24 protein-coding genes and 1 pseudogene are annotated in these 26,841 nt (G+C 65.2%); 10 read left to right on the forward strand and 15 right to left on the reverse strand.

Going from position 1 to position 26,841, the window contains the following annotated elements:
• Positions 1 to 4 precede the first annotated feature (4 nt).
• On the forward strand, positions 5 to 1,354 hold the full coding sequence (locus ASE95_RS16850) for an amidohydrolase family protein (protein ID WP_056639034.1): 1,350 nt from the start codon (positions 5 to 7) through the stop codon (positions 1,352 to 1,354).
• Positions 1,351 to 2,670: an MFS transporter gene (locus tag ASE95_RS16855; RefSeq protein ID WP_056639037.1), complete on the forward strand. Its 1,320-nt coding sequence runs from the start codon at positions 1,351 to 1,353 to the stop codon at positions 2,668 to 2,670. Before ASE95_RS16850 ends, ASE95_RS16855 begins: the two co-directional genes overlap by 4 nt.
• 32 nt (positions 2,671 to 2,702) lie before the next feature.
• On the opposite strand, the gene ASE95_RS16860 is transcribed toward ASE95_RS16855, so the two are convergent.
• The 8 genes and pseudogenes from ASE95_RS16860 to ASE95_RS16890 all read right to left on the reverse strand — a co-directional run bounded on the left by ASE95_RS16860 (position 2,703) and on the right by ASE95_RS16890 (position 7,942).
• Positions 2,703 to 3,440 (reverse strand): GntR family transcriptional regulator, encoded by a 738-nt coding sequence (locus tag ASE95_RS16860; RefSeq protein WP_056639040.1) that lies wholly within the window; start codon positions 3,438 to 3,440, stop codon positions 2,703 to 2,705.
• A gap of 109 nt (positions 3,441 to 3,549) precedes the next feature.
• Positions 3,550 to 4,296, reverse strand: coding sequence for a sulfite exporter TauE/SafE family protein (locus ASE95_RS16865; RefSeq protein ID WP_056639043.1), 747 nt, complete (start codon positions 4,294 to 4,296; stop codon positions 3,550 to 3,552).
• A 309-nt stretch (positions 4,297 to 4,605) separates the two neighbouring features.
• Positions 4,606 to 4,838 (reverse strand): annotated as a pseudogene (locus ASE95_RS17445) (IS30 family transposase); the annotation flags it as partial.
• Between the two features lie 185 nt (positions 4,839 to 5,023).
• Positions 5,024 to 6,682, reverse strand: a complete 1,659-nt coding sequence (locus ASE95_RS16870; protein ID WP_056639167.1) for a type IV secretory system conjugative DNA transfer family protein — start codon at positions 6,680 to 6,682, stop codon at positions 5,024 to 5,026.
• The gene (locus tag ASE95_RS16875; RefSeq protein ID WP_056639046.1) at positions 6,682 to 7,095 is read right to left on the reverse strand and encodes a hypothetical protein; all 414 of its coding nucleotides are present in this window, start codon (positions 7,093 to 7,095) and stop codon (positions 6,682 to 6,684) included. The genes ASE95_RS16870 and ASE95_RS16875 overlap by 1 nt, the downstream gene beginning before the upstream one ends.
• A 26-nt stretch (positions 7,096 to 7,121) precedes the next feature.
• Entirely contained in the window at positions 7,122 to 7,379 is a 258-nt protein-coding gene (locus ASE95_RS16880; RefSeq protein WP_056639049.1) for an antitoxin VbhA family protein, read from the reverse strand.
• Complete coding sequence (locus tag ASE95_RS16885; protein WP_056639052.1) at positions 7,372 to 7,599, reverse strand: conjugal transfer protein TraD; 228 nt, start codon at positions 7,597 to 7,599, stop codon at positions 7,372 to 7,374. The genes ASE95_RS16880 and ASE95_RS16885 overlap by 8 nt, the downstream gene beginning before the upstream one ends.
• Before the next feature lie 16 nt (positions 7,600 to 7,615).
• Positions 7,616 to 7,942: a conjugal transfer protein TraD gene (locus ASE95_RS16890; protein WP_056639055.1), complete on the reverse strand. Its 327-nt coding sequence runs from the start codon at positions 7,940 to 7,942 to the stop codon at positions 7,616 to 7,618.
• A gap of 419 nt (positions 7,943 to 8,361) precedes the next feature.
• Between ASE95_RS16890 and traA the strand changes: the two genes are divergently transcribed.
• The 3 genes from traA to ASE95_RS16905 are packed head-to-tail and all read left to right on the forward strand — an operon-like array spanning position 8,362 to position 12,279.
• Complete coding sequence (gene traA / locus ASE95_RS16895) at positions 8,362 to 11,247, forward strand: Ti-type conjugative transfer relaxase TraA (protein WP_056639171.1); 2,886 nt, start codon at positions 8,362 to 8,364, stop codon at positions 11,245 to 11,247.
• A 10-nt stretch (positions 11,248 to 11,257) separates the two neighbouring features.
• Entirely contained in the window at positions 11,258 to 11,956 is a 699-nt protein-coding gene (locus ASE95_RS16900) for a DUF6118 family protein (protein WP_056639058.1), read from the forward strand.
• Positions 11,953 to 12,279, forward strand: coding sequence for a hypothetical protein (locus ASE95_RS16905; RefSeq protein ID WP_056639061.1), 327 nt, complete (start codon positions 11,953 to 11,955; stop codon positions 12,277 to 12,279). The genes ASE95_RS16900 and ASE95_RS16905 overlap by 4 nt, the downstream gene beginning before the upstream one ends.
• 67 nt (positions 12,280 to 12,346) lie before the next feature.
• Here ASE95_RS16905 and ASE95_RS16910 read toward each other — a convergent pair whose 3' ends face one another.
• From ASE95_RS16910 to ASE95_RS16940, 7 genes are all read right to left on the reverse strand, one after another.
• Positions 12,347 to 13,075, reverse strand: a complete 729-nt coding sequence (locus ASE95_RS16910) for an OmpA family protein (protein ID WP_056639064.1) — start codon at positions 13,073 to 13,075, stop codon at positions 12,347 to 12,349.
• Positions 13,041 to 14,137 (reverse strand): IS3 family transposase gene (locus ASE95_RS16915; RefSeq protein WP_156348110.1). Its coding sequence is split into 2 segments (ribosomal slippage): positions 13,041 to 13,888 and positions 13,888 to 14,137, totalling 1,098 coding nucleotides; the frame shifts between segments, so codons are not numbered across the junction. Before ASE95_RS16915 ends, ASE95_RS16910 begins: the two co-directional genes overlap by 35 nt.
• A gap of 319 nt (positions 14,138 to 14,456) precedes the next feature.
• Positions 14,457 to 14,804 (reverse strand): hypothetical protein, encoded by a 348-nt coding sequence (locus tag ASE95_RS17895; protein ID WP_156348111.1) that lies wholly within the window; start codon positions 14,802 to 14,804, stop codon positions 14,457 to 14,459.
• Positions 14,801 to 16,051 (reverse strand): hypothetical protein, encoded by a 1,251-nt coding sequence (locus tag ASE95_RS16925; RefSeq protein ID WP_056639072.1) that lies wholly within the window; start codon positions 16,049 to 16,051, stop codon positions 14,801 to 14,803. The genes ASE95_RS17895 and ASE95_RS16925 overlap by 4 nt, the downstream gene beginning before the upstream one ends.
• Positions 16,051 to 18,258, reverse strand: coding sequence for a GumC family protein (locus ASE95_RS16930; protein WP_056639075.1), 2,208 nt, complete (start codon positions 18,256 to 18,258; stop codon positions 16,051 to 16,053). Before ASE95_RS16930 ends, ASE95_RS16925 begins: the two co-directional genes overlap by 1 nt.
• Positions 18,259 to 18,266: 8 nt before the next feature.
• Positions 18,267 to 18,977, reverse strand: a complete 711-nt coding sequence (locus tag ASE95_RS16935; RefSeq protein ID WP_156348112.1) for a polysaccharide biosynthesis/export family protein — start codon at positions 18,975 to 18,977, stop codon at positions 18,267 to 18,269.
• 88 nt (positions 18,978 to 19,065) lie between these two features.
• Positions 19,066 to 20,118 carry an O-antigen ligase family protein gene (locus ASE95_RS16940; protein ID WP_162234727.1) on the reverse strand — a complete coding sequence of 351 codons (1,053 nt, stop codon included), beginning with the start codon at positions 20,116 to 20,118 and terminating at the stop codon, positions 19,066 to 19,068.
• Positions 20,119 to 20,545: 427 nt separating this feature from the next.
• Here ASE95_RS16940 and wecB point away from each other — a divergent pair, with 427 nt between their 5' ends.
• The 5 genes from wecB (at position 20,546) to ASE95_RS16965 (ending at position 26,837) form a co-directional block, all read left to right on the forward strand.
• A complete protein-coding gene (wecB, locus tag ASE95_RS16945; RefSeq protein ID WP_200918876.1) occupies positions 20,546 to 21,658 on the forward strand; it encodes a non-hydrolyzing UDP-N-acetylglucosamine 2-epimerase in 1,113 nt (370 codons plus the stop codon).
• A 79-nt stretch (positions 21,659 to 21,737) separates the two neighbouring features.
• Positions 21,738 to 23,003 carry an exopolysaccharide biosynthesis polyprenyl glycosylphosphotransferase gene (locus ASE95_RS16950; protein WP_156348113.1) on the forward strand — a complete coding sequence of 422 codons (1,266 nt, stop codon included), beginning with the start codon at positions 21,738 to 21,740 and terminating at the stop codon, positions 23,001 to 23,003.
• Positions 23,004 to 23,110: 107 nt separating this feature from the next.
• Positions 23,111 to 24,262, forward strand: a complete 1,152-nt coding sequence (locus ASE95_RS16955; RefSeq protein ID WP_082450244.1) for a glycosyltransferase — start codon at positions 23,111 to 23,113, stop codon at positions 24,260 to 24,262.
• 80 nt (positions 24,263 to 24,342) lie between these two features.
• Positions 24,343 to 25,731: a hypothetical protein gene (locus ASE95_RS16960; protein ID WP_056639087.1), complete on the forward strand. Its 1,389-nt coding sequence runs from the start codon at positions 24,343 to 24,345 to the stop codon at positions 25,729 to 25,731.
• 47 nt (positions 25,732 to 25,778) lie between these two features.
• Positions 25,779 to 26,837 (forward strand): EpsG family protein, encoded by a 1,059-nt coding sequence (locus tag ASE95_RS16965; RefSeq protein ID WP_056639089.1) that lies wholly within the window; start codon positions 25,779 to 25,781, stop codon positions 26,835 to 26,837.
• Positions 26,838 to 26,841 lie beyond the last annotated feature (4 nt).

Raw genomic sequence — 26,841 nt, forward strand, 5'->3', positions numbered from 1 at the left:
GGTGATGGCGAGCGGCAGGCGGGCGATCTATCGGTGGGCGGTCGCGCTCGCCGCGGTGGCGGTGGGCGGGGCAGGGGCGACGGCGGGGCACGCCGAGCCGATCCTCTATCGCGGCTTCACGCTGATCGACGGCACCGGCGCGGCGCCCCGTGCCCGGCAGGCGATGCTGGTCGATGACGCACGGATCCGCTGGGTCGGCGCGGAGGGCAAGGCACCGCGGCGGCGCGGCGTGCGCACCGTCGACCTGGGCGGCAAATATCTGATGCCCGGCATTATCGACCTGCACATCCACATCGGCACGGTGCGCGATCTCGTCCAGAAGGCGGATTATTTCACGCCGGACTCGGTGCAGCGCGACCTGCGCACCTATGCCGCGTTCGGGGTGACGACCGTGCAGTCGATGGGCACCGACAAGGATAGCGTGATCGCGATCCGCGACGCCGGGCGCACCGGTCCGCAGACGATGGCGCGGCTGCTGACCGCGGGGCAGGGGCTGGTGTTCAAGGGCGGCTATGGCGGCGTACCCGGGATCAACCACCCCGTCGCGACCCCTGAGGAGGCTGCCGCCGAGGTGGAGGCGCAGGCGCGCAAGGGTGTCGACTATATCAAGCTGTGGATGGACGACGAACTCGGCGCCATGCCGAAGATGTCCTATGCGATAAGCAAGGCGATCATCGACGCCGGCCACCGCCACGGCAAGCGCGTGCTGGCGCACGTCTTCTACCTCGCCGACGCCAAGATGCTGGTGGCGCAGGGGATCGACGGTTTCATGCACAGCGTGCGCGACAAGCCGGTGGACGCCGAGCTGATCGGCGCGATGAAGGCGCGCGGCGTGTGGCAGGGTGCCGCGACGCTCAGCCGCGAGGCCGCGGTTTATGCGTTCGCCGCGGACAATCCCCGCACCCGCGACCCCTTTTTCCGGCAGGCCGCCGACCCGGCGACGATCGCCGGGCTGGAGAGTCCCGAGCGCGAGAAGACGATCGCGTCGAGCCGGATCTACCCTGCCTTGCCGCAGATCGACGAGCAGGCGCGTGACAATGCGACGGCGCTCGCGCGCGCCGGGGTTCGCTACGGCTTCGGCACCGACGCCGGGCCGCCGGGGCGGCTGCCGGGCTATTCCGAACATTGGGAACTGGAGCAGCTGGTGAAGGCGGGGTTCACCCCGGCGCAGGCGATCCACGCCGCGACCGGGCGCTCGGCCGCCTGGCTCGGCACCGGCGACCGCGGCGTGATCGCGACCGGGCGGCTGGCCGATTTCGTGGTGCTCGACGCCGACCCGACGCGCGACATCCTCAACAGCCGCCGCATCGCCGCAGTCTATATCGGCGGCAACAAGGTTCCCTCGGTTCGATGAGCGGCGTGCCGCTCGCCGCGGCGGCCGAGCCGACGACCGCCGTCGCGGCCGCCCGCCCGACCCGCGTGCGCCACGTCGTGCTGTGGCTGACCGTGCTGGCCTATATGATCACCTATATGGACCGCGTCGTCATCTCGGTGACGGGGCCGATGATCCAGCAGGAATATGGCATCGGCGACCGCACCTGGGGCTGGGTGCTGGGCGTGTTCCAGATCGGCTATGCGCTGTTCCAGATTCCGGGCGGCTGGCTCGGCGATCGCTATGGCCCGCGCCGCGTGCTTACCGCGGTGGTGGTCTGGTGGTCGACCTTTACCGCGCTGACCACCGCGACCTGGAGCACGGGATCGCTGATCGCGTGCCGTTTCCTGTTCGGCTGCGGAGAAGCGGGCGCGTTTCCCAATGCGACGCGCTCGCTCAGCCGCTGGATGCTGCCGTCCGAACGCGGCTTCGCGCAGGGCGTCACGCATGCGGGCGCGCGGCTGGGCGCCGCGCTGACGCCCCTGGTGGTGGTGTGGCTGATGATCCACTTCGGCTGGCGTGCGCCCTTCCTGATCTTCGCCGGGCTCGGGCTGGTCTGGGCGGCGGTGTGGTACGGCTATTATCGCGACCGGCCGCAGGATCACGCGGCCACCAACGCCGCGGAGCGCGAGATGATCGCTGCGGCGCTGGCGCCACAATCGGCGGGCGATGCGACGGCCAAGGTGCCGTGGCGGCGCATCCTGGCGCAGCCGCAACTCTGGCTGATCTCGGCGATGTATTTCTGCTACGCCTATTCGATCAACATCTTTCTCACGTGGTTTCCGAAATATCTCGGCGAGGTGCGGGACTTCGAACTGGCGCAGATGGGGTTGTTCGCCAGCCTGCCGTTGATGGCGGGCGTGATCGGCGACGTGACCGGCGGCTGGGTATCGGATCATCTGCTACGGCGGACGGGGCAGGTCACCCGCGCGCGACGCGTGGTCGCGGTGGTCGGCTTCGCGCTCGCCGCGGTGGCGATCCCGGCGGGGGTGCTGAGCGGGTCGCCGCTCGTCAGCGTCGCGTGGTTCGCGCTGGCCGTGTTCGGGCTGGAATTGACCGTGGGCGTCTCCTGGGCGCTGACGCTCGACGTGGGCGGGGTCTATGCCGGATCGGTGTCGGCGGTCATGAACACCTTCGGCAATATCGGCGGCGCGCTGGCTGCGGTGATCACCGGCTACATCCTCCACTGGAGCGGGTGGAACGCCGCCATGTACGTGCTCGCCGCGCTGTCGGCGCTGGGCGGGTTGCTGTTCCTGCGGATCGACGCGGCACGGTTGCTCTACCGCGACGCAGACTGACGCGCGCCGCTACGCGAGGTGCCCGACGCCGGTCATTCCGCGCCGGGTGCGCTCTTGTAGGCGCGTGATCTTTGCTCGCGCCGCGCGCGTTTGCGCGCCTCCTGGATGCTGGCGGCGCCATTGTCGAAATGCGCCTCCATCAACCGCGTGATCGCGACTACGTCGCGCGCGCGGAATGCGCGTTCGATCTCGACATGTTCCCCGAACGCCTCGGCCCAGCGCGTATGATCGAGCGTGCTGACATGGCGCGCGCGCTCGGCGCGCGGCAGCAGCAGCCGCCACGCCAGGATCAGCGAGCTGTTCCGGGACGATTCGACGATATGCTCGTGGATCAGGCGATTGGCTTCGAGATAGCGTACGCGGTCGCGGACGTCGAAATAATGCGACAGGTCGTCCTGCAGCTCGGACAGCACCTCGACATCCTCGGGCTTCATCCGCTCGCACGCCAGCCGCGCAGCGAGCGACTCCAGCGCTCCCAGCACGCTGAACACGTCGGAGGCGGCCTGTTCGTCAAGCTGGCTGACCTGCACCGTACGGTTGGGCAGCAGCGTGACCAGCCCTTCGGCGGCGAGCGTCCGCAACGCCTCGCGCACCGGGGTGCGCGACGTGCCGAACCGCTCGCTGAGCGCCACCTCGCGGAGCGGCTCGCCGGGCGGGAGATCGCCCGACAGGATCATTCGCCGCAGCAGGGTCACCGCTTCCTGGTGCCGGTCCCCCTTGCGGGCGGGTGCGCGGGTGTCGGGTACCACGGGGGAGGAAGCGTCGGACATTGCATGCTCATACGCCAGCGTGTCGACAACGGCAAATCCGGGCCGATGCGGCGGCACCCTCAACCGGCGGTCGGATACCGCGCGGCGAGTGTCCGCTTTCCTCACGGCGTCACGCCGCCGCTTGCCATATCAGCGCGACACCGACCGCGATCATCAGGATGTAGATGGCGGTGAAGAAGCGTTCGGGCGCAACCCGGCGGGCCAGCGCGACCCCCGCGACCGTTGCGATCAGCGCGAGCGGCAGGAGCGCGAGCGAGGTCATCAAGTTGGCGCGCGTAAACTGGCCAAGCGCGACATAGGCCGGGACCTTGATCCAGTTGACCGCCGCGAAGAAGATCGCGGTGGTGCCGATCAGCCGATCGCGCGGAAGATCCCGCGGCAATACCCATAACTGGAACGGCGGCTGCCCGGCGTGCGCGATCTGGCTGGTAAAGCCCGAGGCAGCGCCGAAGAGCGTACCGAGCCATTCGGGCCAGCGTGCGACGCGGCGGCGCTGACGGCGAGCCGCCCACAGGCGGTACAGGCCAAACAGGATCGAGATGAGCCCCACCGCGGCCATCACTGCCTCGGCCGAAACGCTTGCAGCGAAACCGTAGCCGAGCGTGATGCCGACGGCGGCGCCCGGTAGCATCCAGCCGAGCAGGCGCCAATCGACGGTGCGGCGGAACGCCCACACGCCGACCGCGTCCTGCGCGATGAGCAACGGCAGCGTGATCGCGGCGGCGCGGACCGGGTCGATCGCTAGCGCCATCAGCGGCAGCGACAGGGCACCCATGCCAGCGAACCCGCCCTTCGCAAGGCCGAGCAGGATGACGGCGGGTATCGCCAGCAGGTAGAATTGCCAAGCGGTGATCATTGCCCGTCCGGATGGATGATAGTGCGAGATTGCCATCAGCGAGGTTCGTCTGCCGCGCAACCACGTCAGCACCGGCGTCCCACGATTCAACATCGTCCAAATGGGCGACCCTGCACAAGTGAGGGCAAGCACAGCGTTCACAAATTGATTCCGCGTTCGCGGTGCATGGTTGCTGGCAGCTGCTTTCAATCGATGGGGTAGCGCCAGCGGAAACAGAGGCGAGCGGGGCAGGTCGGCGAACGGCAGCGACAGAGGTCAACGAACGTTCGAAACCGTGGTGCTTGAAAACACGCCGGCGAATTCGACTGGTCATCGCAACGGGTGTTTGTTGATCTGGGCGAGGCATTCGTCAAGCGCTTCGGCGGGCGTTTTCCAGCCGAGAGTCTCTTGGGGGCTGCCATTGAGGATGGCGGCAACAGCCGCGATGATTTCGGCACCATGCGCGCTGAGGTCGGTACCCTTTGGGAAGTAATGGCGTAGCAGACCGCTTGTATTTTCATTGATGCCGCCCTACCAGGGCTTTGCGGTCCGCAGAGATAGACATAGACCTTCAGTTACGCGCGCGCACACGACATCGATATGGCCGCATGAATCACAAAACAAAGGTCTCTGATAGACCCGGCGCGGTTCAATACTCCAAAGCTGACTTTTCGTTGCTACCACGCGAGCGCTTTAGGCAGTGTATACGCCGATACAAGCCGCCTGTTATCGGTTCCGGGCCGGTCGATCACGCCGGATCGAAGCACCCGGTGAACTCGCGATCGGCATAGTAGCGCAGCTTGGTCGCGATCACCGGCCGCTGTCCGGCGAGGAACAGGAGCTGGCGGTCGGGACTGAGTGTGCGGGCCTCGTCGGGGGTGAGCAGAGGGCGGCCGACATGCTGCTGCCCGAAGCTGATCCCGCTGCCCTCTGCGTCGAGCGCGCGGCTCATCGTTTCGAACACGACCGTCTCCTGGCCGAGCAGGTCGGAGACGAGCTGGGCGCTCTCCCGGTCGTTGACCCCGAACACCTGAAGGACGCCGGCGTTGGACAGGAAGGTGCCGGCGCGCTTGCCGTAGAGCGCCTGCAACTGGTGGATGTCCTGGACGATCGGCCAGAGCTGGATCCCGTAGCCCGCCATCAGCCCCATCGCGCGCTCGACCGGTTCGAGGTGGCCCAGCGCCGCGAACTCGTCGAGTAGGAACAGCACCGGCCAGGGCGGGCGTCCCGGCGCCCGCGCCAGCTCGGTCAGCGCTTGCGCGACCATCAGGCGCAGCCAGCGGGCATAGGTATCGAGCCGATCGGGCGGCAGGACAAGGAAGATGCTCGCCGGGCGCTCCTTCAGATCGGCGAACCGGAAGTCCGAAGCCCCAAGCGTCGCGGTCATGCGGGGGCTGTCGAGGAAGTGGGTATGGCGCTGCGCGGACGACAGCACGCCGGCCGCCTCGCGATCGGACTTGCCGAGCTGGCGGTTGGCGGCACGCGCGACGAGGCCACCGGCCTTCTGCATCCGGTCGAGCAGGCCTGCGAACCCCGCCGGCGCCAGCGTCAGGTGATCGCGCAGGGTCGCCAGCGTGCGGGTCGCGGCCGGTTCGCTCGCCACGATGTGCATCAGCAGGCCGGCGATCAGCGCTTTCGCCTCCTCGTTCCAGTGCGCCTCGCCTTGCTGGCCGTGCGCGTCGTGGACCAGCGCGTCGGCGAGCGTCATGCAGTCGTCGGCGACATCGAGGCCCGCCGGGTCGATCCGGTCGAGCGGGTTGAACGCTGCCGCGGGCAGCCCAGTGATCCCGAACGGATCGAGGACATGGACGGCACCGAACTTCCCGCGCCGGCACGCGGCGATGCGCGCATTCTCGCCCTTGGGATCGATGCAGACGACGGCGAAGGGATATTCGAGCAAATTGGGGATGATCGTGCCCACCCCCTTGCCGCTGCGGGTGGGTGCGATCGTGAGCAGATGGGCGGGGCCGGCATAGCGCAGCAGCTTGCCCGACTTGCGGTCCCGGCCGATCAGCAGGCCCATGTCACCAGTCAGTCCGCGCGCCTCGGCGTCGGTCGCGAAGCGGGCCGAGCCGTGGGTGTCGTCGGCGGTCGTGCCGCCATAGTGGAGGATCAGCGGCTGGAAGAGCGCGCGCAGCGGCACGAGCAGGATCGCGGGCCAGATCAGCAGCAGGATGACCGTGTGGAGTATGGGATAGCGATCGATGCCGGCATACCAGACCAGCGCGGCCGAGCCGAGATTGAGGACGATCGCGACGGCGATCATGAGAACCAGGACGCCGAACAGGTGGCGGGCGAAACGGAAGGGCGCGAAGACCAGGCTCTGCACCGCCCAGACCGGGTTTGCCCAAGCGATACGCCCGAGGTTGCGTGATGCGCGCGCCAGCTGGCGGAACCACCCGGTCATCATGAAATCCTTTCGTCCGCGCCGATGGCGGTGCGAGGGTGCAGCGCGATGACCGCAGCCCCTGCCCGGCCGGGCAGGGGCGGTGCCTCGACCGTCACCATGTCTTGCCAGCGCGACCGGAATAGCAGGCCGACGGGATCGATGACGCCGGCGAGCAGCCCGGGATCGGCGACGAGGACATGATATGCGGCACCGGTCGCCGGGGCTCCGAGGTAATGGACGTCGCCCCCGCAACCGACGACGGCGCACGGATCGCTCCGGTCGATGAGGCTGGCGGACCCGCCCAGCCGGACGCGCATGGCTTCGGGATCGACGTGCAGCAGAACATGGCAGCGCCGGCAGCGCGACCGTGTCCGCGCGAGGCTGGCGATCATGCTGTCGAGCGTGCGCGTCCAGGCCGGCCAGAAGGTCATGACACGCCCGGGTCCGGACGGTCCGGTCATCGATCCTTAGTGGCGTTGATGCCCTCGTCAAAACTGGTGAAATACTCCTGCACCCGCTTGCCCTGCGGCAACGAGCGACCGTGCGCGAGCAGAGCGTCGAGAAGCTCGCTGTCGGACAGTTGCCCGGCGACGTAACGCGCATTCAGCCGTTCGATCTCAGGATCTCGTTCGTCCCCAGACGGCGCGACACTGCCACGCACGAAATCGACCGCTTTCTGGCGAGCCGTGTGTTCCTCATCGGACAGTTCAGGCATCGGTCCTGCTCCCTTCCGCTTCGCTATCGAAGGCGCGCCGCCCCCGTCGTTTCCAGAGCGCGAGCACATCGTCTGCCGTCCCGCTCCGCGCCTTGCCGACCAGTTCCAGCAGCGCGCCGTAGATGGTGGCGCGATCGTCACCGGCGAGGTCGACCAGCCCGGCTTTGTGCACGAGTCCGCCGAGCTCGATTAGGTGACGCGTGCGCTCGCGGCGGGCCACGACCCAGTCCCGCGTATCAGTCCGACTCCGCGCCGCTTCCAGACGCCGGATCAGCGCCTGGTTGCGGATTTGCGCTACAGTCGTCGCTGCCAGCAGTCCGGCTGCCCTTTCGCCCGCGTCGCTGAAAGAAGGCGGCGCCTTTCCCGCGCCACGCCTCCTTCACATCGGCATCGGCCGAGGCGACCGCATCGAGCAACGCGCCGGCGAGCGTTTCCATGTCGAGCGCATCGGCGCCGGTGGTGGTGACGAGGGCGCCGAGCTGTTCGACACGCCGGGCCTTCAGGGCGCGAGCCTTGTCCTCCAGCGCCTTCAGCTCGGCATCGTAATCGCGAACCTTCCGCATCGATCCTCCGGAACGAATGTCGGAACCATGATGCCAGTGCACAGGTTAAACAGCAATCCCGTCGTGATAACATGTTGGTTCAGCACTATTTCACAAACACATTCCGTGAAAATGCGCCTTCGAAGTTGGCGAATCGGTTCCGTCGATTGATCGACAATCTATCAATCTCAGGAGGCGTGTTGTTCAATACGGATCGTAACAAATTATGCGTGAAGTCACGTGCGGTGGAGAGGAAAACTGAACATGGAGTGAAAACATTCCGGACGGATTGCTATCGATAACATGCTTATTTGATTGTGTCAGGCTGAAGGTAGATCAGCGCGTTGCTATAGGTCAGTCAAGAGATGCGCAGCAGATCGTGAGTGCGCGCTTATACGTCGTTGCCGACGTGCGCTTGAAAGTGCAGAATGACGGACGCGATGGCGATCTATCATTTCAGCGCCAAGGTCATCAGCCGCGCTAACGGCTCCAGCGCGGTTGCGTCCGCTGCCTATCGCTCGGGATCGGCGCTGTTCGACGAGCGGCTGGAGCGGCATCACGACTTCTCCAACAAGGCCGATGTCATCCACTCCGAGGTGCTGCTGCCGAAGGGCGCACCGGAGCGGTTGGCGGATCGCACGACACTGTGGAACGAGGTGGAGGCTGGCGAGAAGCGCAAGGACGCGCAACTGGCGCGCGAGGTGGAGTTCGCGATCCCGCGCGAGATGACCCGCAAGGAGGGCGTCCGGCTCGCGCGCGACTTCGTCCAGGCGCAGTTCGTCGACCGCGGCATGGTCGCGGATCTCAACGTGCACTGGGACCGCGCGGAGGACGGCAGTCCCAAGCCGCACGCGCATGTCATGCTGGCGATGCGCGGGGTGGGGCCGGACGGGTTTGGTGCAAAGGAGCGTGACTGGAACGGCACCGCGCTGTTGCAGCACTGGCGCGAGGCGTGGAGCGCGCATGTCAACGAGCGGCTGACCGAACTCGGGATCGATGCGCGGATCGACCATCGCTCCTATGCCGAACAGGGCATCGCGCTCGAGCCGCAGCACAAGATTGGACCGGCTGCATCGCGGCGACCGGGGCAGGGGCTGGAAGCCGAACGGATCGAGGATCATGCCCGCATCGCGCGCGAGAACGGCGACAGGATCATCGCTGATCCAGAGGTCGCGCTGGACGCGATCACGCGGACGCAGGCGACCTTCACGACGCGGGATCTGGCGGTGTTCGCGTTCCGGCATTCGGATGGCAAGGAGCAGTATGACCGGGTGATGGCGGCGGTGCGCGCCAGCCCCGAACTCGTCGCCTTGGGCAAGGACGGGCGCGGCGATGCGCGGTTCACGAGCCGGGAGATGATCGCCACCGAGGCGCGGCTGGAGCAGGCCGCCGACCGGCTTGCCGGCACGCGGGATCACTTCACCGGTGCCGGGCATGTCATCCGCGCGCTGGAGGCGGCCGAGGGGCGCGGGCTGGTCCTGTCGGAGGAGCAGCGCGATGCGCTCGGGCGGATCACCGCCCGCGACGGGCTGGCGTCCGTCATCGGCTATGCCGGCACCGGCAAGTCGGCGATGCTGGGGGTCGCGCGCGAGGCGTGGGAGGATGCCGGCTACACCGTGCGCGGCGCGGCGCTGTCGGGGATCGCGGTCGAGAATCTGGAGGCTGGCTCCGGCATCGAGTCGCGCACAATCGCCAGCCTTGAGCATGCGTGGAGCAGAGATCGCGAGCAGCTTTCCCCGCGTGACGTGCTGGTGGTGGACGAGGCGGGGATGATCGGCACGCGCCAGATGGAGCGGTTACTGTCAGCCGCGGACCATGCCGGCGCCAAGGTGGTGCTGGTCGGCGACCCCGAGCAGTTGCAGGCGATCGAGGCCGGCGCGGCGTTCCGGGCACTGTCCGAGCGCCACGGGGCGGCGGAGATCACCGAGATCCGCCGGCAGCGGACGGACTGGCAGCGCGATGCGACGCGCTGGCTGGCGACGGGGCGCACCGAGGAGGCGGTTCGGGCCTATCGTGACCGGGGCATGGTGGTGGCCGCGGACACGCGCGAGGCGGCGCGGACGGGGCTGGTGGAGGGCTGGGACCGGCAGCGCCAGGCCGAACCGGGGGCGACCCGTATCATCCTGACCCACACCAACGCCGAGGTGCGCTCGCTCAACGAGGAGGCGCGCGAACGGCTGCGCATATCGGGCGACCTCGGGCAGGATGTGGACGTGCAGGCGGAGCGGGGCGAGCGGCAGTTCGCGTCGGGCGACCGGATCATGTTCTTGCGCAACGAGCGCGCGATGGGGGTCAAGAACGGGACGCTCGGCACGGTCGAGCAGGTATCAGCCGAGCGGATGGGCGTGCGGCTCGATGACGGGCGGCAGGTCGGGTTCGATCTGAAGGACTATGCCGCGGTCGATCATGGCTATGCCGCCACAATCCACAAGTCGCAGGGCGTGACCGTCGACCGCACGCATGTGCTGGCGACGCCGGGGATGGACCGGCACGCCGCCTATGTCGCGCTGTCGCGGCACCGCGACGGGGTGCAGCTTCACTACGGCCGAGACGACTTCGTCTCCGACGCGAAGCTCGCCGCGGTACTGTCGCGTGACCGTGCCAAGGACATGGCGGCTGACTACGTGGCCGAGCCTGACGAGGTGGTGCGTGCTTTCGCGGACAGACGCGAGATCCGCCTGCCCGAGCGGGTGCGCGAGATCGTGCGGGCCGTCGAAACGAAGGCCAGGAGCATGTTTGCCGGGTTCCGGCCGAAGGCGTCTGACGCCGAACAGGCTTTTCCGCGCGAAAACACGAGCCGGCCCGACCAGGAGGTGGCGATCCGGCGTTATGCGCGCGCCGCGGTCGATATCGCCGGCATGGAAGAGAAGGGCCTGCCGGTGTTGCCGCACCAGCGCACCGCGCTGGCCCGCGCTGGCGAGGCGCTGGACGGTGTGCGCCCCCACGGCACCCGAGACCTTGCCGCGGCGATCGAGCGCGATCCCCGCCTCGCGCACGATGCCGCAGCGGGGGACACCCGAAGCGCTGTGCGGGGGATGGCGGCGGAAGCGCAGGTCCGCGCCGATCCGCAACTCCGCGCCGTGCGGTTCATGGAACGCTGGCGGGCGCTGGAGGCCGGGCATGGCGACGGGCGGGGCATGGCCGCCCAGGCGGAAATGATCGACGGGTTGCGCCATGATCCGGCATTGCGCAGCGAGCTGGAACGCAGCGCGCCCGAGCTGGGGCTGAACCGTGACCGGCAGCAGGTGGCCGAGCAGATGCGGGAACGCCAGATCGAGATGGATCGCGCGCGCGATCGACAGCAGGATCGCGGGTTCGAGCGGTAGGGGAGAGTGAATGGCGGACGGCGAGGGAGCTGACGAAGACGGGGCGGCACGGGCGTTCAAGGATCTCCGGGGCGAGGTCACGCTGCTGCGCCGTGCCGTCGAGCGGTTGGCGGCCGAGCGGACCGGGGGCAGTGATGCGCCGGACTATTCCGAGACGCTGGGCGTTATCGCCAACAACATCACCGCGACCGCGCAGCGCGTCGATGCACTGGTGAACAGTCCGGCGCTGGCGCTGACGCCCGAAGAGATCGGTCGCCAGATCACGACTGCCGGTATTGCGGGGCGGAGCGAGGATCGCCGGGCCATCGCCGCTGCCCGGCAGGTGATCGAGGAGGTCGCGACGAAGCTCGGTCGTCAGCTGGACTCGCATGTCATGGCGGACGATCAGCGGCGCCGGCTGTGGCAGGTCGGGCTTGCCTGTATCGTGGCAGGCATGGTGCTGTGGGCGATCCTTGCCGGTCCTCTCGCCCGCAGCATGCCGGCGAGCTGGTTGCTGCCGGAGCGGATGGCGGCGCGATCCCTGCGCATGCCGATGTGGGAGGCGGGGCAGCGACTGATGCGGGCAGGGGATGCGCGGGCTTATGCCGGCGTACTGGCGGGCAACCGGCTGGTGGTCGCCAACCGCGAGACGCTGGAGGCGTGTCGCAAACAGGCGGCGAAGGCGGAGAAGACGGTGCGTTGCACGATCGAGGTGGGAACGGGCGAATGACGGACGGTAACGCGGGCATGACGCACGAGGCGCTGGAGGCCCTGATCGGGCGGATGCTCGATGCCGAAAAGCGGGAAACGCCGCCCCCGGCGGGTGAGGAGGGGGACTGGCTGTACGGCAGCGCCGGCTTTACCGAACCCGACCAGCATGGCTGGATGGCACCGCTTCCCTCCGCGCATGTCTGGGTGCCGCAGGCGCTGGTGTTCTGGCATATGGTCGTGCGGGTGGGGGGGGGCGCGGACGAGGATCTGCTGCGCGATCCGCGCCATTCGCTGGCGCGCTGGCCGACGATTGACGCGGCGGTGCGGGACTACGTTGCCTGACGGAGAATGCCTGCTTGGCTCGATGCCCGTAAGCCGTGCGAAACATTACTGATTGACGCGTCGGCTACTACGATCGAGCAGCTACCAACGGAATGAACTCGATCTCCGCTCGGTGCATCGTCTCACGCGCAGCGGGCGACTGAACTGTCACCGATGGACGGGCACCGGCACCGCCAGTTGAGGAGAACTCTATCCTCTTCAGCGGTATGCCTCGCTGGACCAAGGCGTCGACAACCGCTTGGGCGCGCTGCTCCGCTATATTGTGCTCTGGTGAATCGCCTTCGCCCTCGCCGTCCTCGCCAAAAGCCATGACTCGGATTTCGACCTCCCCGGAGCGGTTGTATGCAGACACGGCGTTGTTGATGAGGGTCAGCGCTTCCGGCGTCAGCGCGCTCTTCCCCCATTCGAAGAAGGTTATGATCTTGCCCGGCACGGAGGCAGGTCGCGCTAAAGGGCCCGGCTCATTCTTCAGGATGCCATAAGCCTGCAACAGGCGGGGCAGCTCGGCACGCATGCAATCTCGTACCTGTTGCCGCTCGGAAATCAGAGCGGCTTCCCCGACCGCGAGATCCACGGATTTTGTGACTTGGTCCACCGTGTAGGTTCCAGAGCTCGCCAAGGTGCGCAGCTGAGCGCCAATCGAGGTTTGCACTTTCGTCGTGTCCGTCTCGCGTATATCCGCGAGGCATAGCTTGGACGCCTGCCGAATGGCGTGAGGGTCCCCCGGTTTCTCATCCAGGTTCAGGGTGAGTTTCCGGCGTTCATTCGGCCGCGATCTTGGCCGCGGCAGCAGCATATTCGACCGGCGTCAGCCAGCCAAGCGATGTGTGGGGACGGCTCTCGTTGTAGTCGCGCCGCCAAGCCTCGATCTTTGCCCGCGCGTCCTCCAGGGACAGGAACCAGTGCGTGTTCAAGCACTCGTCCCGGAGGCGGCCGTTGAACGACTCCACGAAGGCATTGTCCGTTGGTTTGCCCGGCCGGCTGAAGTCCAGCGTGACGCCGTTCTCGTAGGCCCAGCGATCGAGCGCCTTCGAGATGAACTCGGGCCCGTTGTCGACCCGGATAGTCCTGGGTGCGCCGCGGACCGCTGAGATCCGCGTCATCGCCGCGACCACCTGCTCACCCTTGATGCCCTGGTCGACATCAATCGCCAGCGCTTCCCGCGTGAAGGCGTCGACCACCGTCAGCGCCCGCAGCCGCCGACCATCGAACAGCGCGTCCGAGACGAAGTCCATAGACCACATCTCGTTGGCCGCCGCAGCCGCGGGTTGTCGGTCGCGGTTGGCAGCGCTGACGTTGCGTCTGGGTTTCTTGAGCCGAAGGCTCAGTCCATCATCCCGGTAAAGCCGGTAGACGCGCTTGTGGTTCACGAACCATCCTTCCCTGCGCAGCAGGATGTAGATGCGGAAGTAACCGTACCGCGTTCGTGTCGCCGCCAGATCACGGATGCGCAGCATCAGCGGCGCCTGGTCCGGCCGATGCGACACGTAGCGCACCGACGAACGGTCAACGCCTAGCGCCAGACAGCTGCGTCGCTCGCTGACACCATGGGACGCCTGGACGTGCGCAACGAGCTCGCGCCGTCGTCCAGGCGTCAGAGCTTTTTTGCCAAGACGTCCTGCAGGATGTGCTTGTCCAGACTCAGGTCGGTAACCAGCTGTTTCAGCTGTCGGTCATCCTCAAGCTGCTTCAGGCGCCGCAGCTCGCCCACGCCCAGACCGCCGTACACTTTCTTCCAGCGATAGAACGTCTGCTCCGAGATCCCCATTCGCCGGATGACTTCGGCCGCCGGCGTGCCGGTTTCCGCCTGCTTCAGCGCAAAGGCGATCTGCTCCTCGGTGTACCTCGACTTCTTCATTTCCAGCTCCTTGCCCGAAGGCTCCTCAAGGCCGGAAACTCTCGCTCAAACTGGATGAAAAAACAGGGGAAACGTTAGCTGTCATCCAATCTGAGCAGAAATCAGCGCTGTTTGCGAGCAGGAGGCGCTACGATTGCAAGTGCCTACAGGTAGGGGGCGTCGTCTTCCCGGGACAGCCCGCAGCGATGACGTGGAGGATCCGGGGTCGAGGCGCTCCTTTTCCGATCCGGGTCGGGGGCGGGGTCGGGCATCTTGGTTATGAACCTGGGGCGGCCACCGGTACGCCAGTTTCCGCCTGCTTCGGCACAAGGGCGAAACGTCAGCGTCGACGACGGTCGGGATTGCCCGATTGCAGACTGTCGACCGCTGCCTTGAGTGACGATGCCGCATCGGCAGAGCCATCATAGACGCGATCGATCCGGCTATGCAGTCGCGATTCCACCCTATTGGCAATCCTGCCATCGACACGTGCGTTGGGCGGTCTGGTTCGATCGAGCGGCACGTTCGTACTACGCCGGCCAACTTCACCTGCTGCCGAGTTCAATATCGGTGTGCCAGGGCTTCCCTGTGCGATGGCCGCGAACCCGGATGCATGGCATATGGCGAACGCCAGACTGGAAAGTGTCCAGGCGAACGGATGACGGCGGATCGCGCGCATCACGGTCATGGACGCCGTTCGCCACCGGGAGATGCCGGTTGCAACACCGCTTCCTCGATTGTCCCTGACACGCCCGCCATGGCGTCCGATGGTTGAGCGGTCAGGCGCAGCGTCTGCGTGCCGCAGCCTGGCGGAACGTCGAAATAGCCGGTGAAGGGCACGGAGGCGTTTTCGGATACGGGCAACGGCAGGCGGCCGAGCTCCACGTTGCTTCCGCGGCACACCAACGACCAGTAAGGGCGCATCTCCTCCGCCGCTGCGATGCCGTTGCTGCGCCCGCTCAGGCGGTAACGCCCGGAAGGCAGTACCTGAAGCTGTTCCAGCAGCGGACCACCGACACTCGCCGCGACCGAGAAGTCGAACACCCCGGCCTTGCCGTTTCGTTGGACAGACGTGGTGATCCCCACGTCATCCAGGGTGCGCCAGTCGAACAGGGACGGACTGGTCAGATCGGCCATGAAATGCGGGTCGCGCGATTGCGTGCGCGATGCGCCTGGCCGCAGTTGCGAGTAATAGGCCCAGGCCTGATCCAGCCGACCGCTTTCGATCAGGCCGTCTACCGTGGCACGACGGGCATTGTCCGAAACCGGAACCCCCGCCCGCGCCAGACCGATGAACAGATCGGCGATCGACTGCGGATCGGGGCCTTTCCCCGCGACATAATCGATGAAAGCGTTGCCCCATGCTGGCTTGCCCTTCAGCGTCCCGATCAGCGCCGCACGGATATTCGGGTCTGCAGTCGCACCGGCCAATACCGGAAACAGCAGATCGGGTACGTGACGCGATGTCCGCAACGCGATATCATAATGACGTAGCGCGCCAGGTACATCGCCACGCCCGACCGCATCCTCGATCGCCCAGAGCTGCGTCTGCAAATCGCGCCGCGTCAGCAAGGCGGCATAAGCGAAGAACCGCCGTGCGCCTCGCGTATCGCCGCGCACTTGAGCATTGATACCCAGGGTCGACACCGCTGCGATCGCGGTCGGATCCTGTGCCAGCGCACGGGCGGCCAACCGATCGGCTTGCCGCCGATCTACCGCGGTCACTTCCGGACCGGATCGGGATGCCGCATACAGGCCCGTGATCCGCCCGTCGCCCGGGGCCAATGCAAAGGCGCGCGCGGGATCACGTTCCCGCAGGGAATAGGCCAGCGTCGATTTGACCGCCGCAAATCCTGCCCAAAGCGCCAGGAAAGCCAGCCCCAGTCTTACGCCCCATTCGACGACAGAACGCTGCTGCCAGGCGCGGCGGCGCATTACTTTCTTTTCCCATCCCGGCCATAGCCATAGCCGTATTCATAGCCATAACCGTATTGCGCCTTGCGGGCCTCGAACTTCGTCAATACGCCGCCGATCACCCGAGCGTTCGCGCTCAGGAGGCGCTTGAGCGCGGTCTTGACCATGCTCGAGCGGATGCCGTGCGATTCAACGGCGTAGATGACGCCCTCGACGCGGCTGGCGATAAGCGGTGCATCGGCCAGACCCATGACCGGCGGGGAGTCGATCACGACATGGTCGTAGCTTTCGAGCAGCCGTTGGATCAGCACAGGCAGGCGATGCCCCATCAGGAGTTCTGCGGCGTTCGGGGGAATGGGACCGGCGGTCATCGCCGAAAAGCCGAACTCGCTCATCTCAAAGACGAGATCGTCGATATTATCGTGACCCGTCAGGAAGTTGCTCAGGCCACGATCGTGATTGACGCCGCCCAGGTGATGGACAGATGGGGAGCGCATATCGCCGTCGACCAGGATGACGCGTCGGTCCGAGCGGGCCAGCGTGGCGGCCAGCGCCAATGCCGTCGTCGACTTGCCCTCTGCCGGCCGGGTCGAGGTCACCGCGAACGAACGTGGCACGCCGTGTTCGGTGGTGAAGGCCAGATTGGTCTGGACGGCCAGATAGGCATCGACCAGATCGGACTTGCGATCCAGCAGCGCATCCTTGGGCGTGCCGGAATCGATCTTTGGAACCGATCCGAGCAGCGGCAGCCCGAGCCGCCGCTCCACTTCGACCGGATCGGCGATTGCTTCGTCGATCTGCTCCAGGCCGAGTGCGACCAGCGAGCCCAGACCAAGCCCCGCCAGCAGGGCAATGGCCAGGTTCAGCAACAACTTGGGGCTGGACGGCTGCTGCGGAACGTCGGCCATGTCGACGATCGAGATGTTGTTGACGCCGACGCCACCTGCGACACCAATTTCCTTGAAGCGCTGTAGCAGGCCATCATACAGTGCCTTGTTGGTGTCCACTTCCTGCTGGTAGATATTGTACTGGATGCTGCGACGGCGCAGATCCAGATAGCTGGCTTTGAGCTGGTTGACCTTGACCTCCAGCGCCCGCTCCCGCTCGAGCGCTTCGCGATAGCCGGCCTGCAGGGAGCCCGAAACGCGGGCTTCCTCGCGCGTGATCGATCGATCAAGCTGGTCGATCTGCGACTGGATTGCCTGCGCCGCGGGATAGCCGGGCTCGAATTGCGTCATGAGGCGCTGATACTCGGCCGCCAGCTCGACGCGCCGCTGACGCAACGTGCTGATGACCTGATTGCGCAGCGCCTCTGCCGAGGCCCCCGAGCGACCCGCCTGTTCATAGCGTGCCTGGGCCTGGATGCGATCGGCGGTCGCCTGTGACAAGGCGGCGTTCAGTGCCGACAGGTCATCCGCGACGATCGAGCGTTCGGAACTGGTGCGCCCGTCGCCGGATTGCGAAGGCAGGTTGATGATGCGTTGCGCCGATGCGTAGCTGACGAGCTGACGTTGTGATTCGTCGAGACGCTCCTTGATCTGGGCCAGCTGACGTTGAAGGAGGTTGCGACCATAGGATGTCGCCTGCACCTTGCGTTCCAGATTGGTCTGGATAAAATTTTCCGCCCATGCATTCGCGATCTTCGCCGACAGATCGGGTGAGGGGCTGGTGAACTTGATGGCGACCAGCCGCGACTGCCGCGCGGGCGTTATCGACATATGGTCCAGCAGGATCTTGCCAGCCTTGCGCTGGCGCGCCTGGCGGCCGCTGGCCGGATAGCGGCCGTTGGCGAGCTGGAATGCCGGACTGTCGTCGGAGACGCCGAAGAGATCGAAGAATTCCGGACTATCCACCAGACGTAGCTGCGCGGCCACACGCTCCGACAGGGCGCGAGATTCCAGCAGGCCGTACTGCGTTTGGTAGAATTCCTGGTCGGCGACGCTGGCATCGCGCGCGACGCCTTGGAGATCAGTGACCTTGTTCGATTCGCGCGCGATTTCCACCGTGACTTCGGCTGTGTATTTCGGCGTCATCAGCAACGTGGCGACCAGGCCAAGCAGAAGGCAGCCGATCGCCGTTCCGATGATGACGTATCGCCACCGCATTGCGATACGCAGATACTGACGAATCAGCGGCATCCGTTCGGGCTCGATGCCGCGCAGGGCCGCAATATCCGTACGAGGGGGCGCGATGCTGCTGGGCAGACCGTTGGGCGTAATCGGAGTCATGAAGCGGCCTATTGCAGGATCGCGATGAGCGGTGCCGCGATAAGCGGCGACAGCGAAACGAAGTTGCGGAACATGCGCCGCTGCGGGGAATCGCCTACGACGATGACGTCATTGGCGTAGATGGCGGGATCCTGATAGGCGCCGCGCCGGATCGCACTGATATCGTAGAGCCCGGCCATCCGCCGTCCGCCGACCGTGCGCAGGATGACGATTTCATCCTCGCGGGCAAACTCGGACAGCCCCTTCGCAGACGCGATGGCGCGCATCAGCGTCATCTGATTGGTCACGGGATATAGACCCGGCTCGACCACCTGGCCGTCGATCGTCGCCACCTGGCTGACCGACGTCTTGATGTTGACCGTCACTTCCGGATTGCGGACGTACCGTGCGCGCAGCGCCGTCTCGATCGCACGTGCGACCTCGCTGGCGGTGCGACCGCGCGCGTCGATCACGCCGGCGAGCGGCATCGCGATGCGTCCGCTGGAGTCGACCTGTATCTCCCGGGTGAGGTCGGGCACGTTGAAGACGTCCACCTGAATGGTGTCGAGCGGTCCGATCAGCGTGGGTCGGTCGGCGGCGACCAGGTCCGTCCTGACGGGCGGCGGCAATTCCTTGCTGTCGCTCAATACCGTCAGTTGCGGTGTCGACTGCAACGGAACTCTGCCGCCACATGCGGCCAGCGCCATCGACAATACAGAGGCCGTGATAAGCTTACGCATGCGGTTACATGATCCAGGCTCGCGACGAGCGTGCGCGCTATAGGAGTTGGTGGTCATCCCGTAAAGCAGAGGCGACTGGACGGGGTCGTCACCGCTCCGCGCGTTCTTCGCTCAGCCACATGGCTGCGATGACCACCACCGCCATGATCATGGGCGTTCGGGCGGGATAGTCGAAAATGCTGGCGACCATAACCAGGAGCAGGATGCCTGATCCCGTCCGCGCGACGTGCTTCCGATCACTGGTCGGGCCGCTCCATACCCGCAGGCTGGTCCGAACCCACCACACCACCGCCGTCAGCAGCAGCATGCCGCCTGCCACCCCAGCGTCGAGCACCACCTCGAGCCAGTCATCGTGCGCGTGGTTGAAATATGTCGGCTTCAGCAGCGCGAACGGCTCGTGGATGCGGAAGATCGGGTCGAAGCTGCCCAGCCCGGCGCCGGCAGGGAAATAGGCGGAAAGTATGGCGAGCATGGTCGGGAAACCGCGACTGCGCATGTCCCGGCCCATGTCGACCGAGAATGCGCGATCGATGGCGACTGCCCGGTCGGCGGTGACGGCAAGCAGGACGGCACCGACGGCTATGACGGTCACGCTCGCGATGATGACGGGCAGCACCCACCGCGGCCGGTGCCGCAGTTCACGCCGGATGCCGTCGCTTGCCAGAAGCAGCCCGATCACGATCGCCAGCACTCCCAGCAGAAGCCCAGCGCGCGACCCGGTCGCCAGGATCGTCAGGACGAGGACCAGCGTCAGGCCGAGTGCCAGCGGTGCACGCCAGCTGGCGCGCCGCTCGACCGGAAAGGCCCAGGCGGGGCACAGCAGGCAGCCGATCGCGAGGAAGAGGGCGAGGTGGTTGCGATTTGCGAACGAGCCGCTCACCTGCCCCGGAGAGTCGTTGATGAGCGGATTGTTGAAACCTGCGCCAGCGAACTGGAGCAGTCCGAGTATCATGGAGCCGACCACCAGGCCGAGGATGGCAGTCGGCAACCAACGACGGTCCCCGGGTCCTGCCTGCCACATCAGCGCGATCATCGCGGCCGGCACCAGCAACGAGGCCAGGGCATTGGCCGTGGCGCCAGGCACGATGGCCAGCGGTCGCCACGGCTGGGGCAGCGCGGTGATGTCGGCGGCCTGCGACATCAGGGTCCGACCGGGCAATTCCTGCCACCACGCCGGCGGTAAGGGGATCAACTGGATCGCCGGGAGCGCGATGGCGCATCCCAGCAGGACGCCGACCGGCCAGATCGCGGACCATGCCGGCCGCCGCCCCGCCAGCGCCGCCCAGATGAGGATGGCTGCCGATACCCCGCGAACCACCAACTGCCCTGACGCATCCGGGCGTGACGCTCCGCCTGCCAGCCACAGGACGCCGAGGAACACGATCAGGGCGACGGGATAGATGCCGAGCCGTGCAAGATGGAAAGAGCGGATCGAAGAAGACATACCAGGCGCGCGCTTACGCGATCAGACGACATTGGGAAACCGGCAAGATGGGGGAACGGCGGGTACCCGGTTTGCCCCAAATGTCGGTTGCTCGATTTGGCATGAATCATCTAAGGGGGCCAGCATGGCATCCCAGCGCATCCTGGTCGTCTTCGGAACCCGGCCCGAAGCCATCAAGCTTTTTCCTGTCGTGAGGGCACTCGCCGAGCGGCCGGGCATTCAGATCAGGACGTGCGTGACCGCGCAGCATCGCGGATTGCTGGATCAGGTGCTTGACGTCGCGGGTATCGTTCCCGACCACGACCTTAATATTATGGAGCCCAACCAGAGTCTCGACCGGCTTCTAGCACGGCTCGTCACCGGGGTCGGCGGGGTACTCGACGTCGAGCCGATCGACCGCGTGATCGTCCAGGGTGACACGGCTACCGCACTGGCGGGAGCACTGGCGTCCTATTATCGGAAGATTCCTGTTGCGCATGTGGAGGCGGGCTTGCGGTCCGGCGACATCTACCACCCGTGGCCCGAGGAAGTGAACCGGCGGATGATCGCGCCGATCGCCGACTATCATTTTGCTCCTACCGAAACCGCAGCGGAGGCGCTGCGCAGGGAAGGGATCACGCACGGCGTTCATGTCACCGGCAACACGGTGATCGATGCTCTGCACGCGACGCTGGCGCGCATTGCCGATACGCCGTCGATGACCCGCGCGCTCGATGCCATCCGGCCCAGGATTGCGGAGCGGAAAGTCGTGCTCGTGACGACGCATCGTCGCGAGAATTTCGGCGACGGCATGCAGCAGATCGCGAGCGCCATCGCCCGTATCGCGCAGCGGGACGATGTTGCGGTCCTTTTCCCCGTCCATCCCAATCCGAGCGTCGTATCGGTCATGGACGCGATGCTCGGCGGCTGCGACAACGTCATTCGGGTCGATCCGCTCGACTACCCGACCTTCGTCAGTGCCTTGTCGCTGTCGCATATCGTGCTGACTGATTCCGGCGGTGTGCAGGAAGAAGCGCCGGCACTAGGCAAGCCGGTTCTCGTCATGCGCGAGACGACCGAGCGACCGGAGGGAGTGGCTGCGGGGACGGCCAGGCTGGTCGGCGCGCGCACCGATCAGATCGTCGCCGGTGTCATGGATCTGCTGGATCATCCTGAAACCTATTTGGCCATGTCACGCGCCCATAATCCCTTCGGAGACGGAAAGTCCGCCGCTAGGATTGCGGATCTCCTGTCGTAACCCGCGGGAATAGGGTCATTGCCGGCCAACACCGCTCGCTGCAGTCTCAGACATTTCCATAGGACGTAAGAGACGTAAGATGGGCTCCCACGCTCTACACAGCCGGCGGATCCGCCATTCCTTGCGCAACCAGATCATCGCCGTCCTGATCAGCGCGATACTGCCTTATCTCGTGCGCCTGCTGTTCATCGACCAGCAGCAGCAGGATTTCACGGGGCTGCATGTTACGCTGGCTGCTGCCAGCATCGGCGGGTTGCTGATAGTCTTCTCGCAGCGCAATTTCAGCCGCTATCCTGGTGCCGAATCGGTATCCTCGATCCTTTCCATCACCTCCCTGATCTATGGCCTTATCGTCGCCATCTTCCTGATCGGACGGATCGACTATGTTCGGGCTGTTCTTGTCGGTAATTATCTGCTGTGCGTCATCTTGCTGTTTGCCGAGCAGGTGATCGGTTCCCAACACCGGCACATGCGGATCGCGATCGTTGAGCAGGGAGATGCGCGACGTTTCGATGCGCCGGGTATCGAATGGATGCCGGTTTCCGATCCGGCCATGCCGATCCTGGAGGTCGACGCGATCACGGTCGATCTTCGCGCAAATCTGTCGGCGGACTGGGAGCGCCGGATCACGGAACTCGCGCTGATCGGCGTACCTGTCTATCACATCAAGCATCTCCGTGAATCCGTGACCGGCATGGTCGAGTTGGAGCACCTTGCCGAAACGAGCTACGGTACGCTGTCACCGCCCTATATCTACATTCTTTTCAAGCGCGTCATCGACGCGGTCATCGCGGCGATCGCCCTGTTGATTGCATGGCCGGTCATGTTGCTTGTCGCTTTGGCGATCAAGCTGGATTCGCCCGGGCCGGCGGTTTTCCGCCAGACCCGCATTGGGTTTGGCGGCCATCCCTTTACCGTGCAGAAGTTCCGGACGATGCGCGTGTCGCAGGCCGCTGCCGACAGTCGGTCGGCGGCCATGACCCAAGCGGATGATGTGCGCATCACCCGGATCGGTCGTTTTCTTCGCAAGTCGCGGCTGGATGAATTGCCGCAGCTGCTCAACATCCTGCGCGGCGAGATGAGCCTCATCGGACCCCGTCCGGAGGCGGCGGTGCTATCATCATGGTACGAAAGCGAGATTCCGTTCTATCGTTACCGCCATATTGTGATGCCCGGCGTGACGGGATGGGCGCAGGTCAATCAGGGTCATGTCACCAATGTCGAAGATGTTACGGCAAAGCTGCACTACGACTTCTATTACATCAAGCATATATCCCCCTGGATCGACATGCTGATCGTATTGCGTACCATGATTACAATGGTATCGGGGTACGGCGCAAAATAAAATTGATCCTACGAGTGGTGAGAGGCCCGAACGTACCGCGCAGCATATTTTGAGACGCGTTATGCAGAAACTGTCGGTATTGCCTGTTACGGCGGAAAGATTGTTTGATGACGTCACGTCGGTCACGGCCTGCCGGTAGAATCCCGGAAATCCTGCTTTTACGGTCGATTCCGCTGCAGCGGGATTCGCGTTCCAGCAAGATGGCGGCTGCCTATACGAGCCGTGGCTGGCGGGTGACACCGCTCATCTGGTCGCGCGGCGAGGCAGGGGAGAATAATGGGGCGATCGTCTGCACCGCGAAAGGCGGTTACGGCAATCGCTTCAAGGGGCTCGCGGCCAGGCTGCGCTGGATGGCCTTCATGGCGCGCCAGATGATGCGGCACCGGCATCGCTATGATGTGGTGCATGCCGTCGACCTCGATACCGCGATCGTCGCGGTGCCGATTGGCCTGCTGCTTCGCAAGACCATCGTCTACGACGCTTTCGACAGCATCGGCGCCATTCTTGGCGGCGGAAGGATCGCCGCCTGGCTGATAGCGGTGGAGCGCGCCTTCATCAGGGCATCGGCCGTGGCGATCTTCCCCGATCCGATCCGGCTCGAGCAATATGGGATCACCGCCCGCGGGAACGTGACGATCATCAGCAACGTACCCGATGAGGTCGCAGGCGTGGAGGCGGCGATCGGCGACGAGCCGCCCGCGACCGTATCCCGTCCGTTGCGCTGTGTGTATGTGGGAACACTCGAGGCGCAGCACCGCGGCTTGGAATATATGGCCGCCATCTGTCGCGCCCTGCCCGAAAAGGTCGAGTTCGTGGTCGGAGGAACCGGCCAGATCGAGCCGCTGCTCAAGGCGCAGAACGACGAGATCGCAAACCTGCGGTACGTCGGGCGGCTCGGCTACGACGATGCGCTGGATCTCATGCGGTCCGCCGACATCCTCTACGGGCCGTATCTGCTCTCGGCGCCCGCGCACCGTTATGCGTCACCCAACAAGCTTTACGAACACCTAATGCTGGGCAAGCCCCTCATCACCAATACCGGTATCCCGCCGGCGCGCGTCATCAAGGAGGCGCGGTCGGGATTTCTGTTCGACGGCTCGCTTGATTCGATCGTGGCGCTGTTGCGCGACCTTGACCGGGATGCCTGCCGTGAAGCCGGCAAACGCGCCCGGGCCTGTTGGGACGGGTTCTATTCCACGCTGCGGGCGCGCGAGTTGCAGGCCTTCTTTGAAAAGCTCTACGCGCGCGACGCGCATTGAGCGCAGGCTGATGCCGCCTGACCATTCATCCAGTCGCCCGACGTCGGGAAATGACAGCCAGGAGCGGTATAGTGGACGATATGGGGACCGACAGACGTCAGCTCCTGGCTGCGCTTGCGCTTGCCACCACCCCCGCAGCATCATCGGCCGGCAGCAGCCCGGGCACCGCTCCGTCCTCGCCGCGCTCCCCGGCACAGCCGGGCGTGCCGATCGAGGCGTTCGGCGCGCTCGGCGACGGCAGTCACGACGACACGTCCGCCTTTGAAAAGGCCTTCGATGTCGTCGTCGCCGGCACTTCGATCCTCCTTGCGCCCGGTCGTTCCTATCGCCTGACGCGGTCGCTGCGCTTCACGAAGCCGCTCATTCTGAAGGGAGGAACCAAGGAGGATACGTCGCTGGTCTTCGACCGCGGCAGCTACGCGACGCTGGGGGACCAGCGCGCCGCGATCCTGCTTCCGCATCTGGACGATGCGCGCACCCCCCGCGAGCGCGGTGCACAGCGCAGCGTCCTGACCGGCTTCTCCGTCCACTGGAAGGGGGGGGGCAGCGACGCGCTGCACGGCGTGCTTGTCAATTCGCCCGTCTATCTGGCCGAGATCGATGTTCACGGCTTCCCGCATGACGGTTTCCGGATCGAGGCTGCGACGAAACGCCTCAAGGGCAATGCCAACGGCAGTTCCTTTACCGATTGCTCGGCGCTGGGAAACGGTGGCCATGGCTTTGCGCTTTACGGCGACAACGCCAATGCCTGTGTATTCATCGGCGCGCGCGCCTTCGACAACAAGGGGGCCGGGTTCTACGACGCCAGCCTGCTCGGCAATACATACATTGCCGCCGAGGTCGACAACAACAAGGGCGGCGGATACACGTCCGATGAAAGCCTGCCGAACACGAGCGTGTTCGTCGGATGTTATGCCGAGCCTGGACAATTGTATCGGCTCAACCCGCGCAATATCGTTATCGGACCTCTTGGTCACACCAACGGTTATTGCCCGGCGATGGTCAGATCGCTTCCGTCGGGGGAGTTGTTCACGTCGACGGGGCTCGTTGTCGCCAGGGACGTCGCTACGGCTGGTGCAAACGGCAAGGACGATTGTTTCCGCATTTCGGTGCGCGGCTTCGAACTGATGCACGGTGACGGACAGAGCGTGCGTCTTTCCAAACTTTTGTCCTCCGATTACGTCGACCTCCTGAATGCGGGCCATCCGGTCATGCGGCTTCCGGCGCGGGCGATCGCGGGTAACGTGGATGTCGCACGCCCGTCTTTTCCTGCGGGCTTCACCCTTGGGGCAAGCGGCCGGTCGGGCATTATCGGCAGTGGGACGCACCCGCCACGCGACGGAACCCATGCCAGGGGGGCATTGTGGCTGAACGAGGAGCCGGATATGGGCGGCTTCGTGGGATGGACCTGCATACGGTCGGGCTCTCCCGGCGTATGGCGGCCCTTCGGAAAGATCCATTCGTCATAGGGCCGTATTTCGCAGCACCGACCAGCCGCAGCGTCAAGGAAGCCCGCTTGTTCATCTATCTCGCGACGTTCATCGTCTTTTCGACCATCGCCGTCCTTCGCCTGTGGGAGCGGGAAGACCAGATCGTTATCCCTGTCCTTTGCGGCGTGTTCATCACGGTTTTCGTCGGATACCGATACCAGATCGGCGTCGACTGGACGACATACGAAACCATCTTTCTCGACAATGTCCGCTCATCGCTCCTCGATGCCCTAAAGCAGGGCGACAGCGCCTATTCGTTCACGAACTGGATCGTAGGCCGTGCTGGCGGTCAGATATGGCACGTCAACCTCATCTGCGCGGCACTGTTCTCCTATGGCCTGATCCAATTGTGCCGGATCCTGCCTCGACCCGGACTGGCGTTGGCGGTAGCGGTTCCGAACCTCGTCATCATCACGGCCATGGGCTATACACGGCAGGCGGTGGCTGTCGGCTGCATCATGCTGGCCTGTCACCATTTTCGCGGTGTGTTCCATTGGAAATGGATCGGCTGGCTGTGCCTTGCGCTGTTCTTCCACAAATCGGCCTTTCTCGTCTTCCCCGCGTTCTTGCTTGCCAGCAACAAGCATCGATGGGTCAGCATCGTCGTCGGCGGTGTTCTGGCGTTTGCCGCGCTCCTGCTCATCGTGTCGAGCGGATTGAACGACATCCTGTCGCTGTATCTTGAGGGCGATATCGATTCGTCGGGCGCGCTTCCCCGTATCCTCGTTTGCTCGAGCGGGGGCGTTGCCTTCCTGCTCATCAAGGACAGGCAGGCTCTTTTTGTGGACCGCTCGAAATTGTTCCGCAATATGGCCATGATGATGGTGGCGCTGCTGCCGCTGTATTTCCTAGTTCCTTCCCGTACAATCATGGACCGGATCGGCGTTCTGCTGATTCCCATGCAAAGCGTCGCATACGCCGGGCTGGCGGCAAGCTTCGCGATGCGGAATCGTCATCTGGAATTGCCCTTCACGATGATGGTGATCGCCGCATATGGAGGGCAGATGCTGGTGTGGTTCTTGTACGCTACCTTTGCGAGCTACTGGATTCCCTATTCCAATATCCTGTGGGTAAAGTGGATCTGAGGGA

The organism is Sphingomonas sp. Leaf231, assembly GCF_001421995.1.
In the GTDB taxonomy this organism is placed as follows: Bacteria; Pseudomonadota; Alphaproteobacteria; order Sphingomonadales; family Sphingomonadaceae; genus Sphingomonas.